12 protein-coding genes are annotated in these 14,361 nt (G+C 60.1%); 4 read left to right on the top strand and 8 right to left on the bottom strand.

All coding sequences use genetic code 11. The features are described 5' to 3' along the window. Positions 1 to 8: 8 nt before the first annotated feature. From lpdA to ACTG4B_RS08170, 5 genes are all read right to left on the bottom strand, one after another. The gene (gene lpdA / locus ACTG4B_RS08190) at positions 9 to 1,403 is read right to left on the bottom strand and encodes a dihydrolipoyl dehydrogenase (RefSeq protein ID WP_439155207.1); all 1,395 of its coding nucleotides are present in this window, start codon (positions 1,401 to 1,403) and stop codon (positions 9 to 11) included. A 103-nt stretch (positions 1,404 to 1,506) separates the two neighbouring features. Continuing rightward, the gene (locus ACTG4B_RS08185; protein ID WP_439155206.1) at positions 1,507 to 2,088 is read right to left on the bottom strand and encodes a DUF924 family protein; all 582 of its coding nucleotides are present in this window, start codon (positions 2,086 to 2,088) and stop codon (positions 1,507 to 1,509) included. 66 nt (positions 2,089 to 2,154) lie between these two features. Next, entirely contained in the window at positions 2,155 to 3,420 is a 1,266-nt protein-coding gene (locus ACTG4B_RS08180) for an MFS transporter (protein WP_439155205.1), read from the bottom strand. Positions 3,421 to 3,532: 112 nt separating this feature from the next. Further along, a complete protein-coding gene (gene queA / locus ACTG4B_RS08175; protein WP_439155204.1) occupies positions 3,533 to 4,591 on the bottom strand; it encodes a tRNA preQ1(34) S-adenosylmethionine ribosyltransferase-isomerase QueA in 1,059 nt (352 codons plus the stop codon). Continuing rightward, on the bottom strand, positions 4,588 to 7,896 hold the full coding sequence (locus ACTG4B_RS08170) for a DUF3971 domain-containing protein (RefSeq protein ID WP_439155203.1): 3,309 nt from the start codon (positions 7,894 to 7,896) through the stop codon (positions 4,588 to 4,590). Before ACTG4B_RS08170 ends, queA begins: the two co-directional genes overlap by 4 nt. A 77-nt stretch (positions 7,897 to 7,973) precedes the next feature. On the opposite strand from ACTG4B_RS08170, the gene bcp reads away from it, so the two are divergent. The 4 genes from bcp to ACTG4B_RS08150 all read left to right on the top strand — a co-directional run bounded on the left by bcp (position 7,974) and on the right by ACTG4B_RS08150 (position 11,237). Beyond that, complete coding sequence (gene bcp / locus ACTG4B_RS08165) at positions 7,974 to 8,441, top strand: thioredoxin-dependent thiol peroxidase (RefSeq protein WP_439155202.1); 468 nt, start codon at positions 7,974 to 7,976, stop codon at positions 8,439 to 8,441. 11 nt (positions 8,442 to 8,452) lie between these two features. Further along, a complete protein-coding gene (locus ACTG4B_RS08160; RefSeq protein ID WP_439155245.1) occupies positions 8,453 to 9,250 on the top strand; it encodes a ferritin-like domain-containing protein in 798 nt (265 codons plus the stop codon). A gap of 177 nt (positions 9,251 to 9,427) precedes the next feature. Continuing rightward, entirely contained in the window at positions 9,428 to 10,735 is a 1,308-nt protein-coding gene (locus ACTG4B_RS08155) for a DUF5930 domain-containing protein (protein WP_439155201.1), read from the top strand. Continuing rightward, complete coding sequence (locus ACTG4B_RS08150) at positions 10,725 to 11,237, top strand: bactofilin family protein (protein ID WP_439155200.1); 513 nt, start codon at positions 10,725 to 10,727, stop codon at positions 11,235 to 11,237. The genes ACTG4B_RS08155 and ACTG4B_RS08150 overlap by 11 nt, the downstream gene beginning before the upstream one ends. Positions 11,238 to 11,291: 54 nt before the next feature. On the opposite strand, the gene ACTG4B_RS08145 is transcribed toward ACTG4B_RS08150, so the two are convergent. The 3 genes from ACTG4B_RS08145 to ACTG4B_RS08135 all read right to left on the bottom strand — a co-directional run. Continuing rightward, a complete protein-coding gene (locus tag ACTG4B_RS08145) occupies positions 11,292 to 12,047 on the bottom strand; it encodes a DUF2189 domain-containing protein (RefSeq protein ID WP_439155199.1) in 756 nt (251 codons plus the stop codon). Between the two features lie 78 nt (positions 12,048 to 12,125). Continuing rightward, entirely contained in the window at positions 12,126 to 13,250 is a 1,125-nt protein-coding gene (prfB, locus tag ACTG4B_RS08140; protein WP_439155198.1) for a peptide chain release factor 2, read from the bottom strand. A gap of 72 nt (positions 13,251 to 13,322) precedes the next feature. Next, positions 13,323 to 14,361 (bottom strand): penicillin-binding transpeptidase domain-containing protein (locus ACTG4B_RS08135; RefSeq protein ID WP_439155197.1); only part of this gene is annotated, 1,039 nt, incomplete at its 5' end.

Raw genomic sequence — 14,361 nt, 5'->3', positions numbered from 1 at the left:
CCCTCAATCTACATGTGAATGACGCGCCCATAGGCATCAAGCACACTTTCATGCATCATTTCCGACAGGGTCGGATGCGGGAAAACAGTGTTCATCAGGTCTTCTTCGGTGGTTTCAAGCTGCCGCCCGATCACATAGCCCTGGATCAGTTCGGTCACTTCGGCACCAACCATATGCGCGCCCAGCAATTCGCCCGTCTTGGCGTCGAACACGGTCTTGACCAACCCTTCAGGCTCGCCCAGCGCCACGGCCTTGCCGTTGCCGATAAAGGGGAATTTGCCCACCTTGACGTCATAGCCCAGTTCCTTGGCCTTGGCCTCGGTATAGCCCACCGACGCGACCTGCGGATGGCAATAGGTGCAACCTGCGATGCTTTCGGGTTTGACCGGGTGAGCATGTTTGCCTGCGATCAGTTCAGCGACCATCACGCCCTCGTGCGATGCCTTATGCGCCAGCCAAGGCGCACCGGCGATATCGCCGATGGCATAGACCCCATCGACACCAGTGCGACAATATTCATCAGTCACCACATGGGTGCGGTCGATTTTCACGCCCAGTGCGTCCAGCCCCAGCCCCTCGACGTTGCCGACGATGCCAACGGCGCTGATCACCGTGTCAAAGTCCTGCTTTTGCACCTTGCCGCCGGTTTCGATATGGGCGGTCACCTTGTCCTTGCCGCGATCCAGTTGCTTGACCGTCGCCTTTTCCATGATCGTCATGCCCTGCTTGACGAACTGCTTTTTCGCAAAGGCGGAAATCTCGGCGTCTTCGACGGGCAGCACACGGTCCATAACCTCAACCACGGTGGTTTCAGCACCCAGCGTGTTGTAGAAACTGGCAAATTCGATCCCGATGGCGCCCGACCCGATGACCAGCAGCTTTTTGGGCTGATGCGGTGGCACCAACGCATGCCGATATGACCAGACACGCGCGCCGTCTGCCTCGAGGCCCGGCAGGTTGCGGGCACGGGCACCGGTGGCCAGCACGATATTCTTGGCGGTCAGCTCCTCTGTGCCGGCGTCGGTCTTGACCGAAACCTTGCCTTTGGCAGGGATCGTCGCCTCGCCCATGATGACGGTGACCTTGTTCTTTTTCAGCAGATGCTTGACGCCGCCTTCCATTTGCTTGGCGACACCGCGCGACCGCTTGACCACCGCATCCAGATCATAACCGATCCCGTCGGCAGACAGGCCGAATTCCTTGGCGCGGTGCATCAGGTGAAATACCTCGGACGACCGCAGCAGCGCCTTGGTCGGGATGCAGCCCCAGTTCAGGCAGATCCCGCCAAGGTTTTCACGTTCGACCACAACCACATTCAGGCCAAGCTGCGCGCCGCGAATGGCCGCCACATAACCACCCGGTCCGGCACCGATCACGATCAGGTCAAAGTTTTTCGCCGCCATGCGCTGGCCCTCCAATTCAAAATTTAGTTGAACACTAAACTACTTTTCAAAAGACCTCTAGTGACCTTCGGGCATAACAGGTATCGCAGCGGCGCAAAGCGCGCTATTTTTCATGTTCCATCTGCGCATGGTATGCGGTGGCGTAACCGCCCGCATCAAGAAAGCTCTGCTCGGATGCCGTTGTCTTGCGGTCGAGGGCGCCGTTGCGATAGGGAAACCGGCCGAATTGGCGAATGATGGCGCGATGCGCGCAAGCATGATTTTCGTTGCTTTTGCCGGTTTGCGGCATCCGCGTATGGATCAATCGCACGGCACGGTCCTGATCGTACAGGTTTTCCGAGTGCATCAGCGGCAGATAGAAAAACTGTCGCGCCGGTTCGTCGATCTTCATATCCCAGTTGCGGTCAATCGCCATCTTGGCGGCCGCCAGCGCCAGCTTGTCGGTTGCAAAGGCCTGCCCGCTGTCCCGGAACATGTTGCGTGGGAACTGATCAGTCAGGATGATATAAGCCAATGTGCCCGTAGGATATGTCAGCCAAAGACCCAGTGCACCTTCCGTCGCCTCTTGCCATGTCGCAAGGAACTTGTCGCGAATTTCGGCGTCAAATGCCGGATCGGCCTTGTACCAGTCCTCTGGCGTGGCTTGGTCCAGCCAAAACGCCAATACATCTTGCGGGGCTACCACGGCACCATTCCTCCAAGGGTTCACATTACTTTTACACAAACAGACAAGATATGGCCTGACAAGGCTTTAGTCGCCCGCCTGCGCCGATTCACTTTCTTCAGCTTCGATATACACCTCTTGGGCCAGTTCAACCGCCACCGGGGTCGAAGATGCCGAAACTGCGGCATAGGGAACCGTTTCGACTTCAAAGTCAGCCCGGCTGCGCTGTGTCGCGCGATACAGGCCATAGCCCCCGATCGCGAGCATCAGGCACGCGGTAAACAGCCAGAACCCGTTCACACCGATGCGGTCCATCATCCAACCCACAATCAGCGGGCCCATGATGGCACCCAGCCCGTTGATGAACAGCAAACCACCTGACGCTGCCGCCATATCCTCTTTCTCAAGATAGTCGTTGGCATAGGCGATCAGCAGCGCATAAAGTGGGTTAGACGTGCCCCCCACGATCGCCCCGGTAATCACGATCAGCAGAAAACTGCCCGGCACGAAGAACGCGAGCAACGATCCAAACCCGCCGATCAGCGCGATCCAGATGATCAGCGCGCGACGATCCATCCGGTCCGACAGCCAGCCGATCGGATATTGCAGCACCAGTGCCGCCACATAGATCGACGAGATGAAAAGCGAAATCTGCCCGACGGTCAGCCCGACCCGGTTGCCGTATACCGCCGACATCCCGAACTGCGCGGAAAACACACCCCCCAGCATGAACATGCCCACACAGGCCAGCGGCGAGGCCGCGATCACCTGCCGGATGGTCATCGGTTTGGTGGTGGCAAAGGCCGGCGTCGGCTTGACCGACAACAGGATCGGCGCAAAGGCCAGCGACACCAGAACCGACGGTATGATGAACAATACATAGCCCGACACATCGCCACGGCTGACAATCCACTGGGCAAACACGATCCCGGCCATCTGCACGATCATATAAAGCGACAGCGCCTTGCCGCGGTTTTCGTTGGTCGAGGTATCGTTCAGCCAGCTTTCAGCGGTGATATAGACACCGCAAAAGCAAAATCCGATGATCACGCGGCCCAGAATCCAGGCCCAGGGTTCAACCAACACAGGATATGTGATCAAAACGGCTGAAATCAGCGATCCCATGGCGGCAAAGACCCGCACATGCCCGACCCTGCGGATCAGTCCCGGGGTAAAGCGCGAACTGAACAGAAACCCAAGGAAATAGGCAGACATGACCAGCGACAGGGCAAAGGTGCTGAACCCCTCCTGGTCTCCGCGCAACCCCAGTAACGTGCCCTGAAGCCCGTTGCCCACCATAAAAAGAAACAGCCCCAAGAAGAGAGCCCACGACCCGGTCAGCACCTGAAACATTTCGCGTCCTCTTTGGTCTGGTTTGCGCCCGCCTATCACATGATTCTTTAAAGACTACACTAGCAAGCGACGGATTTATCGCCACTCACCGCACCTTTGTTGTCACGACAGATCAATCCCTGCGGTCAGGCAACAAGAGAGACGCATCACCATAACTGAAAAACCGGTATTCCCGTGTGATGGCGTGGGCGTAGATAGCCCTGATCCTGTCCGCGCCCATCAGCGCGGAAACCAGCATCATGAGCGTGGATTTGGGCAGGTGAAAATTGGTCATCAATCCATCCGTGACCTGAAAATCGAACCCCGGCCTGATGAATATATCGGTCGGCCCGGTCCAGGGCAGCACCTTGCCGGACCGCGCGGCACTTTCGATCAGGCGCAGGGCCGTCGTGCCCACGGGGATCACCCGTCCGCCTGCGGCGCGGGTGGCGTTGATCTGGTCTGCTGCCTGTGGCGTGACCTCGCCCCATTCGGCGTGCATCTTATGATCGCGCACATCGTCGACCTTGACCGGCAGGAACGTCCCCGCGCCGACGTGCAGCGTAACATGCGTGAATTCCACGCCGCGCACGGCCAGCGCCGCCAGTAACGGGGCATCGAAATGCAGCGATGCCGTGGGGGCGGCCACCGCGCCCGCGTGACGTGCCCAATAGGTTTGATAGTCTTGCTTGTCGGCATCATCCGCCGGGCGCTTGGCCGCAATATAGGGCGGCAGGGGCATCGCCCCCACATCCGCCAGCGCCGCATCGAAATCATCGCCCGTCAGGTTGAAACGCAATTGGCCCTGCCCGTCTGCGCGACCGGTTACCGTCGCTGACAAAACGTCGGAGAACACGATCACTTCGCCATCGCGGATCTTTTTCAGCGGCTTGATCAATGCCGCCCAATCGCCATCCGCACGCGGTTCCAGCAGGGTGACTTCGATCCGGGCGGCGGTGTCGCCCGCAGCCCCCGACCGGTGCCGGAAACCCGACAGGCGGGCGGGGATCACCTTGGTATCATTCAGTACCAGACGGTCACCGGGGCGCAGGATGTCGGGCAGGTCCGACACGATCCGGTCACTGATCCGGTCCCCCATCGCCAGCAGCAATCGCGCCGATGACCGTGGCCGCGCCGGGCGCACCGCGATCAGCCGCTCTGGCAGATCAAAGTCGAAATCAGAAAGTTTCAATCGGGAACCTCTGGCGCGGGCCTGCGGAAAATCTCGCGGAACATGCCGGGTGTCAGGGCCGACAACGGATTCACGCCGACCTGCGGTGCGTCCGCAGTGCCGGTGATATTAAAATTGAAGCCAATCAGCCCCTCGCCCTTTCGGGTCAGAAAGGCACCCATACTGTTCAGCAGATAGAACGGTGACACCACGCCCTGCAAGTCAATCCCCTTGTTGGCGAGCGTGTAGACCCCATCAACAGAAATGCCAAGCCCCGGCCCCACCGCGCTTGCCTCGGTGACAATGATCTGTGCCGGCGTCAGGCGGAAACGCGCATCGACCTCCTCAAATGCGAGGCCCTGCCCATCCAGTTGTTGCAAAAGACCAACCACGCTGATGGCATCCAACAGTGCCGCGATCGTGGGCGCATCGCGCACCCGCACATCACGCAGGGCCAACACCCCGTCAAAGCTCCCAGCACCACCTGCCGGCAGCAGCGTCAGGTCCAGCGTGCCGCCCACTGCATTTCGCATGAACCCAGCAGCCCGCGCCACACCACCGGCATCGCTGCTGCGTAACCGAACCGCAGAGCGCCCGTCGCGCGGGGCGACGGCGCCCGCGATTGCCGCATCTCCGTTCACCTGTGCCTGAAACTGGCCAGCAAAGCCACCGGCACTGCTGAAATCGCCCCGAAAGCCGGTCAGTGCGATCCCTTCGGTGATCTGCAATCGGTCCAGCGCGATGCGCACCGGTCCCCCGCCGCTGTCACCTGACCCAAACCTGGCACGGCGCAAGTCCAGCAATCCGCCGCCAATCTCGACCGCGACGGGCTGGCCTGCGCCCCGCCCGCGCAGGGTGATCGGCGCATCCAGCCAGTCACCCACGCGCACCCGGTCAAAACGCGCGACCTCCAGCTGGCCCGCGTCCGTCAGTGTGATCCCACCCTGCGCACGCAGACCACCACCGCTGATCGACAATCTATCAATGACAGGGATCGGGCCAAGACGACCCGCGATGTCTAGCGCGCCGGGCGTCTGTGCCCCTTTGGCCCAGCCAACCGCCGGAATGCCCAGGCGCACACCGACAAGATCAGATTGCAGCGAAAACGCGGGCGGCGCGCCGCGCACAATATCAATTGTCAGATTGCCCACACCTTCACCGCCGACCGATCCGGGCGGCAGTCCAATGCCGAATTCATCCAGAAACCGTTGCGACAACGCAACCGTGGCCGCGATTTGACTGCGGCCTGCAAATTCCGGGCCAAACCGCTGGGTCCACTCGCCTGTCACGGGCAGATCGCCCACACGCAACCGCCCGCCAATGCTGAGCGCCTGGCGATCGGCGCGCACCGTCAATTGCGGCGCGGACAACTGGCGACCCGGGATCAGGGCCGCGCTGCGCACCCCGCCCAGATCGGCGGCCAGATCAAAACCAACCTCTTGCGGGCGCATACCTTGCTTGAGCGGCAAGCGAATTTGCCCCGTCACTGCTGCGCGACCATCGGCGATCGTGACAGGCAACTGCGCCTTATCGAGAAATTCGAACGGCCGCTGGTTCAACACCGACAGCATCGCGGTGATCGTGCTGTCGCTGTGCAGGTCCAACACAGCGGGGGTTTCATGCGGGCGTACTTCGGGGATCTCGAACACCGAACCACCCAGTTCGATCTTGCCACCCTGCGGTGCCGCGATTTGCCCGTCATCAAGGCTGACGACGAACCGTTTGCCAATAAACGACGCGGCACCATCAGCGCCGGTAATGGGTGGAATATGCCGCATGGCCCTGACAGTCGCATCGGCAAATTCCCAATTTGCGGCAAACCGGCGCGGCGCGCCCGGCGCGATCCGCAACCCGGCCGCCACATCGACCAACTGCCCATCACTGACGTTGTTATCAAACCAGCGCCGCGATCCGGGTTTCATGCCTGGCGGCCAATATCCCAACACCCTTTCGGGGGTGATCTGGTTGATCTTTGCGTTCATGGCCACCTGCCAACCGGCCGGGCCCGCTGCGATCTGTCCTTTGGCGATCATCCGGGTGGGACCGTCACGGACGACAAACTGACCCACCTCGACGGTGAAGGGATCAAGACGCAGGCGCAGGTCAATCGCGGCCTCGGGGATGGCAACCGGACCGTCGTAGGCGCGGGCGGGATTCAGCATCAGATCCCGAAACCGGACCTGTGCCAGCAGCGCACGCGGCAACCCATCGCGAAATTCGCGCAGATAGGCCTGCCCGGTGGCCTGCACGCGCCCCCAGCCGCTGTCCAGCGTGATCTGGTCAAAGACGACATGATCCCGCACCGGATCGAAGGTCAGATAGGTCTTGGCACTGTCAAACCGCAGCGGTGCGGTGGCTGCGTTGGGCTGCAAGACACCTGCCCCGATTTCAAGCACGGCACTCAGAGGCCCAAGGGCACCAGCAGCATCAAGCGACGTGCGCAACGTCGCCGTGATCGGCGCATCCACGTCGCGCAGCCATGTCAGCGCGGGCGACTGGGCAGCAATATCGCTGGCCACCGCATCGGTTATCGTCAGGCCCAGTTCAGCGGCACGGCTGCCTCTTGGGCTGGTATAAGAAAGCGCCATCGTCGTGACCCCTGCCCGACCGGACAACAACGCCAGATCACCACGCAGCGCGGTCTGCCCACCGCGCAAATCCAGCGCCAGCGTTCCGCCATCCACGATCCAGCTGCGGCCGGCGCGGGCATCGTCGAAATTCACAATCAGCCCATCGACACGCACCGTTTCCAGTGCGGTCAGTGCCGGACGGTCAAAAACCCGATCGACACGATCCAGCAGGTCCGGCAATGACGCCGCCTGTCCGAAACTGCCCCCGCTGTTACCCAAGGCGACACGCAGCGTGCCATCACCCGCACGCCGCAGGTTGATCTGCGCGCCGACCAAACGCACGTCCTGCAACAGGATATCACGATGCAGGACAAGTCCGCGAGGCGAAACGCGCCCTTCTATCTGCGGTATGCGGGTCAACGTCAGGCCGCTCTCGTCGTAGATTTGCGTATCCACAAACCGGACCGTCGGGTGCAGATCGGTGCCAATGCGCAGCGTAATCGCGCCAAAACGCAGATCGGCATCCGACAGCACCTGACCCGCGCGCATTTCGATCCGCTTTACGATCCAGCCCGGTGCGGTGATGTCCCGGTCAATAACCATGACCGCAGCAGCAAGAACAAAAGACACAGGCAAAAGGCCGATCAAAAAGACGCAACGCGTCAGAACGCGCCAGCCGCCACGCCTGCGGCGGGGCTGGGGCGCGTCAACCGCCGCTTCTTGATCCTTCTGGTCCGTCACATGTCCTCCGGGCATGGCGCTGCTGCCTCTTTATCTTTTGACCATGCAGGCTAAAACAATCACGAAAGCACGCAATGCAAAAGGACCAAGCGATGACACAACCCGCAATCGGCGATAAAGCCCCGGCCATCAGCCTGCCACGCGACGGCGGAGAGATCGTGAACCTGTCCGATTTCGCCGGTCAGAATGTGGTTCTGTATTTCTATCCGCGCGACGACACCTCGGGCTGCACGAAAGAGGCGTTGGGCTTTACCGAAAACGTCGATGCCTTTGCCGACCTGAACACCGTCATTCTGGGCGTATCCAAGGACAGCGTGACCAAGCACGACAAGTTCGTCGCCAAACATGATCTGAAGATCGCGCTCTTGTCCGATGAAAACGGGGACGTCTGCGAACGCTACGGCGTCTGGAAGGAAAAGAACATGTATGGCAAGACCTACATGGGGATTGAACGCGCGACCTTTCTGATCGATGCCGACGGCAAGATCGTGCAGGTCTGGCCCAAAGTCAAAGTCCCCGGTCACATAGAGGCCGTTCTTGAGGCGGTGCGCGCGCTGTGACCCTTGCAGAAATGGCGGTGGCGGTGCTGGCCACTGCCGACGGCCGCGCAAAAACAGCCCTGTCGCGCAAATATGCCGCCCAGTGGCAGGCGGCACGTGCTGCGGGGGAAACACCTAAGATCGGCCATGCCACACCGCCCCTGCGCCCGGCGCGACCGCCAAAGCCTGAACTGCTGGACCCGCGCGACGTGCCGCACCGCAAACCGGGCTCAGAGGCCGGGCGCATCGCCCTGCTGCATGCCGTCGCGCATATCGAGTTGAACGCGGTTGATCTGCACTGGGACATCATCGCACGCTTTACAGACACACCGATGCCCATTGGTTTTTACGACGACTGGGTCAAGGCGGCGGATGAAGAAAGCAAACATTTCAACCTCATGTGCGATTGCCTTGCGGCACTGGGCAGCCATTATGGCGCCCTGCCCGCCCATGCGGGCATGTGGCGCGCCGCCGAGGATACGGCAGACGACCTGATGGGGCGTCTCGCCGTTGTGCCCATGGTGCTGGAGGCGCGCGGTCTGGATGTAACGCCCGGCATGATCAAGCTTTTCAAACAGGCCAGGAACCAACCCGCCGTGGCGGCGCTTGAAACCATCTATGGCGAAGAGGTGCACCATGTCGCCTATGGGTCGAAATGGTTCAACTTTCTGTGCGGGCGGCAAAACCTTGATCCGACCGGTGTGTTTCACGATCTGGTGCGACAGTATTTTCACAGCCAGCTGAAACCACCCTTCAACGAAGAAAAACGGGCCGAGGCCGGCCTGCCCCCGGATTTCTACTGGCCGCTTGCCGCAGATCGAAAAGTCTGACCGGCGGCCTGGGCCCGTTGATCGGCGAAACCTCGCCCAGATCGGCGCGCACCGGGCAAGGCCCGGGAAAACGGGCGCAATATTCTTGCAGCCCAGGGCCGGGCTGGCTAACACAGTGACACGACGCCGGGCGGGAAAAAAACGGCGCGACTTAACGGGACGGAACGGGACACAGTTTTGCACACACGACTGACCATGCGCATCCACGCACTGCTCGAGCGGGTCTTTCCTGAAAGACGACTATTCTTGCGGTCCGATACTGAAACGCGGTTTATCCGACTGAAATCAGAAACGCAGTTGGTGGCCTGGACCGGCAGCATCATTGTGGTCGCATGGACCATCGTCGCCACGGCCATCCTGCTGATGGACAGTATCGGCGCAGGGAATTTCCGTGCGCAGGCACAGCGTGACCAGATGACCTATGAACAGCGGCTCAGCGCGTTGTCGGGCGAGCGCGACATCCGGGCAGCAGAGGCACTGGCAGCACAAGAGCGGTTCAATTCCGCGCTGCAACAGATTTCCATCATGCAATCTGAACTGCTAGCGACCGAAGAAAAGCGCCGCGAACTGGAAACCGGAATGGAGGTTGTCCAATCCACCCTGCGTGACACGATGAAAGCACGCGAAGCCGCCCGCCAGCAGGTTGCAGCCTTGTCGGCCGAAGTGGACGAAAACACCGATGTTGCGTTAAACGATGATACCGCAGGCACCGTGGATCTGCTGGCGAATGCCCTGGCAGAAACCGCTGCACAGCGCGACCAGATCGCCACCGATGCAGCATCAGCCATTGATTATGCATCAGAAATGCAGCTGGAACTGCGGCTGTTGCAGGAACGAAACGACCAGATCTTCCGCCAGCTGGAAGAAGCGATGCTGGTATCCGTCGAACCACTGGACAAGATGTTCCGCGATGCGGGCATGAACCCTGACAATCTGATCGCACAGGTCAAACGCGGCTATTCCGGCATGGGTGGCCCCCTGATGCCGATCCAGTTTTCAACGCGCGGCGGTGAACCTGACCCTGATGCGCTGCGTGCCAATGCGATCCTGACTGCCATGGACCGGATCAATCTTTACCGGATCGCCGCAGAGAAGGCGCCATTTTCTATCCCCGTCCTTGCGAACTTTCGCTTCACCTCGGGCTTCGGGCCGCGCTGGGGGCGGATGCACAAAGGCACGGATTTCGCCGGCCCGATCGGGACACCCATCCATTCCACCGCCGATGGCGTCGTGACGCATGCGGGCTGGTCGTCGGGCTATGGCCGCCTGATCAAGATCCGCCACGAATTCGGTATCGAGACACGTTATGCCCACCTGAACGCCATGGATGTTACCGTTGGTCAAAGGGTCTCGCGCGGGGAACGAATTGGTGCTATGGGAAATTCAGGTCGATCGACCGGCCCGCACCTTCACTACGAAATCCACGTCGGCGGCAAGCCGGTCAATCCCATGACATACATAAGAGCTGGAAGAGATGTTTTCTAAATCCAAAATCAACGAACCCGGACCCAAAGCAGCCGAAACCACATCTGCGACAAATGCAGATGCAGCCAAGAAAGAAGGTGCATCGCCTGATTACAAATCAGCCGCACCCAAGGCGAAGCCGCCTGCATCCATCCTGTCTGCGGATCTGCTGATCACCGGCAACCTCAAGACCACCGGCGACATTCAGGTCGAAGGCCAGGTCGAGGGCGACATTCGCGCGCATCTTCTGACTGTTGGCGAAGGCGCCACCGTCAAGGGCGAGGTCGTCGCAGATGACGTGGTGGTCAATGGCCGCGTGATTGGCCGTGTCCGTGGACTGAAGGTGCGCCTGACATCCACCGCACGCGTGGAAGGCGACATCATCCACAAGACGATCGCGATCGAATCCGGCGCGCATTTCGAAGGGTCCGTACAGCGTCAGGACGATCCGTTGGCCACCGGCAGCAAGAAGATGCCAACGACCAGCACCACCCCTGCTGCCGACGACAAATCAAAGAGCTGAAGGCCTTTCGTAAAACCATCTGAAAAGAGCACCCTTGCCGGTGCTCTTTTTTTGTTAGTGAACTCCGCGCCGATAAAGGTGCCATGTCGCATGGCCAAACACCGGCAGCACGACGAACAGCCCCAGGAACCACGGCAGCAGTGCCAGCATTGAAAACACCGCGATCAGCACAGCCCAAACCAGCATGACTGCGGTGTTGTCACGCACCAGTTGCAGGCTCAGCAACATCGCGGTCACGAAATCAACCTCGCGGTCCAGTACCAGCGGCAGGCTGATCACGGTCAGCGCAAACAACAAAAACGCCAGCACCGCGCCAACGGCCAGTTCGACCGCAATCATGGTCATTCCGTTCGGTGTCAGGAAAATGGCCCAGCTATGCGAGACATCCGTCATCGGCGACAGCCCCATGAACAGCGCAAAGATCATATGGGCAAGGAATGTCCAGAACAGGAAATAGATCACGATTATCGCGCCCAGCCAAGGCAATTGCCGTGTGCGTTCGCGCCAGACAATACCCAGAACTTCGGACCAGATCAGTGGCTGGTCCTGCTCCATGCGGCGGCTGACCTCATACAGACCGGCCGCGGCAAAGGGCGCCACCAGCGGAAACCCCAGCGATGTCGCCAGAATCCAGCTGACATGGCCAGCCCCCAGCCACAAAAGGCCAAAGCCCGCAATCACGTAAACTGCGCTAAAAAACAGCCCGAACTGCGGCGCACGTTTGAAATCGCGCCATCCTGCTTTCAGAACCTCGCGCAAATCCGCGCCATCAAGTGACCTGACAGCCGGTTGCGATGCCTTGTCTTGCATTGTGAACCTCCCCGTTATTGCAGGTTAAGCCTTAGCGGGGTGCGTCAAAACGTCTTTGTCTTAAATCAAATTGCGCATTTAGTCGGCATGCGCGGCCTCGCGGCCCTTTCCGGACATGTTCAAGGCCAGCGTCGCCCCCATGAAACCGTCCAGATCACCATCCAGTACGCCTTTGGTATCTGACGTCTCGAACCCGGTGCGCAAATCCTTGACCATCTGATAGGGTTGCAACACGTAAGACCGGATCTGGTTACCCCAGCCCGCATCGCCCGCGTTTTCATGGGCTTCGTTCACAAGTGCAGACCGCTTGTCCAATTCCATCTGATACAGCCGCGATTTCAGTGCCTTCATCGCGATGTCGCGGTTCTGGTGCTGGGATTTTTCCGATGATGTCACGACGATCCCGGTGGGAAAGTGCGTGATTCGCACGGCAGAATCGGTCGTGTTGACGTGCTGGCCACCTGCCCCGGATGACCGGTATGTATCCAGACGGATATCAGAAGGATTCACCTCAATCTCGATGTTGTCATCGACCACCGGATAAACCTTGACCGATGTAAACGACGTGTGCCGCTTGGCGGCGCTGTCAAAGGGCGAAATCCGCACCAGCCGGTGCACGCCGCTCTCCGACTTCAGCCAGCCATAGGCGTTGTGGCCGCTGATCTTGTAGGTCGCGGATTTGATCCCGGCCTCATCGCCCGACTGTTCGGATTGCAATTCGACCTTGTAGCCTTTTTTCTCGGCCCAGCGCACATACATGCGCGCCAGCATGTTGGCCCAATCACAGCTTTCGGTGCCGCCCGCGCCCGCGTTGATTTCCAGAAAGGTATCGTTGCCGTCGGCCTCGCCATCCAGCAGGGCCTCCAGCTCTTTCTGAGCGGCCCTTTCGCGCAGGGCTTTCAGGGCATCCTCGGCCTCTTTGATGATCTCGGCGTCGTCTTCGCTCTCGCCCATTTCGATCAGTTCGATGTTGTCGGCCAGTTCCTGTGCGATACTATCGTAATTTGACATGGCATCGACCAGCAACTGCCGGTCGCGCATCAGCTTTTGCGCCGCAGTCGGATCATCCCACAGGGTCGGATCCTCGACACGGGCGTTGAACTCTTCCAGCCGGTAGGGGGCAGTTTCGCGGTCCATCCGCTGGGCAAGCAGGTTCAGCGATTTTTCAATCGCTTCCACGTTGGTCTGGGTCTCTGCGCGCATCGGGCACCTATTGGAACTTTTCGGAATGTCTGGGGGTCTTACCTTGCGCCACGCGGGGCGGCAAGCGGATGGTCAGTATAGACCACCCGTGGACAGTGACCCAAAGCTGGCTTTGGGTCCGACCGTCGCGGTTTCGCCGGTTGACGTCGTGACCTGGCGTGCGCTGCGCGGAACCTCGTCAAAAAGAGGCAGGTCGGCGGACATCGCAAACCCACCGTCGAACATGATGCCGAACAAGGGCTCTTCGCCCGGGCGAAAACACTCGGGCACGACATTTTCGCCGGATGCATCAGGTGGCAGGCGGGCACCGCTGTAACGGTCGATTTTGATGAATTGGCAATCAGCCGGCACAGGGAACGGCTCTGCACCATAGCGGTCGATGGCGGCGCGCATGAAGCTGTTGAAAACCGGCCCGCAAAGGCGCCCACCCGAGGCCGCCCGCCCCAATGTGCGCGGCGTATCATACCCGATATAGCAGCCTGCCACGATATTGGACGAAAAGCCGATGAACCAGACATCCTTGGCATCGTTTGTCGTGCCGGTCTTGCCGGCAATCGGCACAGGCAGGTTGATCGCACTGCTGGCGGTTCCCCTGTCCACGACCCCCTGCATCATGGATGTCAGCTGATAGGCGGTGATTTCATTCATGACGCGGTCGCGGTTGGAAATCACACTCGGTGCTTCGCCCTGGCGCAATAGCGGGTCGTCACAGTTGATGCACATGCGCTGGTCGTGCCGGTAGACGGTATTGCCATAGCGGTCCTGCACACGGTCCACCAAGGTTGGTTCCACCCGTTCGCCGCCATTGGCGAACATAGCATAGGCGGCGACCATCTTGAAAAGGGTCGTTTCATCAGACCCAAGCGCTGCGGCCAGCCCCCGGTTCATGTTGTCGTAGACGCCAAAGCGTTCGGCATACAGGCCCACCGTATCAATCCCGATTTCCTGCGCCAGTCGAATGGTCATCAGGTTGCGCGACTGTTCGATGCCGGTGCGCAAAGGGGTTGGTCCATAGTATTGGTTCGATGCATTTTGCGGGCGCCAGACCCCTTGGGCGGTATTCACAGTAATCGGTGCATCCACCACGATGGTGGCAGGGGAATATCCACTG

The sequence above is a fragment of the Yoonia sp. genome (assembly GCF_965660735.1).
Lineage (GTDB): Bacteria > Pseudomonadota > Alphaproteobacteria > Rhodobacterales > Rhodobacteraceae > Yoonia.
This window is presented reverse-complemented; position numbering and strand designations above follow the sequence as displayed.

Excerpts from the sequence above, each read along its gene's own strand:
- lpdA (WP_439155207.1), bottom strand. The coding sequence starts at position 1,403 with ATGGCGGCGAAAAACTTTGACCTGATCGTGATCGGTGCCGGACCGGGT.
- ACTG4B_RS08180 (WP_439155205.1), bottom strand. The coding sequence starts at position 3,420 with ATGTTTCAGGTGCTGACCGGGTCGTGGGCTCTCTTCTTGGGGCTGTTT.
- ACTG4B_RS08170 (WP_439155203.1), bottom strand. The coding sequence starts at position 7,896 with ATGCCCGGAGGACATGTGACGGACCAGAAGGATCAAGAAGCGGCGGTT.
- bcp (WP_439155202.1), top strand. The coding sequence starts at position 7,974 with ATGACACAACCCGCAATCGGCGATAAAGCCCCGGCCATCAGCCTGCCA.
- ACTG4B_RS08160 (WP_439155245.1), top strand. The coding sequence starts at position 8,453 with ATGGCGGTGGCGGTGCTGGCCACTGCCGACGGCCGCGCAAAAACAGCC.
- ACTG4B_RS08150 (WP_439155200.1), top strand. The coding sequence starts at position 10,725 with ATGTTTTCTAAATCCAAAATCAACGAACCCGGACCCAAAGCAGCCGAA.
- ACTG4B_RS08145 (WP_439155199.1), bottom strand. The coding sequence starts at position 12,047 with ATGCAAGACAAGGCATCGCAACCGGCTGTCAGGTCACTTGATGGCGCG.
- prfB (WP_439155198.1), bottom strand. The coding sequence starts at position 13,250 with ATGCGCGCAGAGACCCAGACCAACGTGGAAGCGATTGAAAAATCGCTG.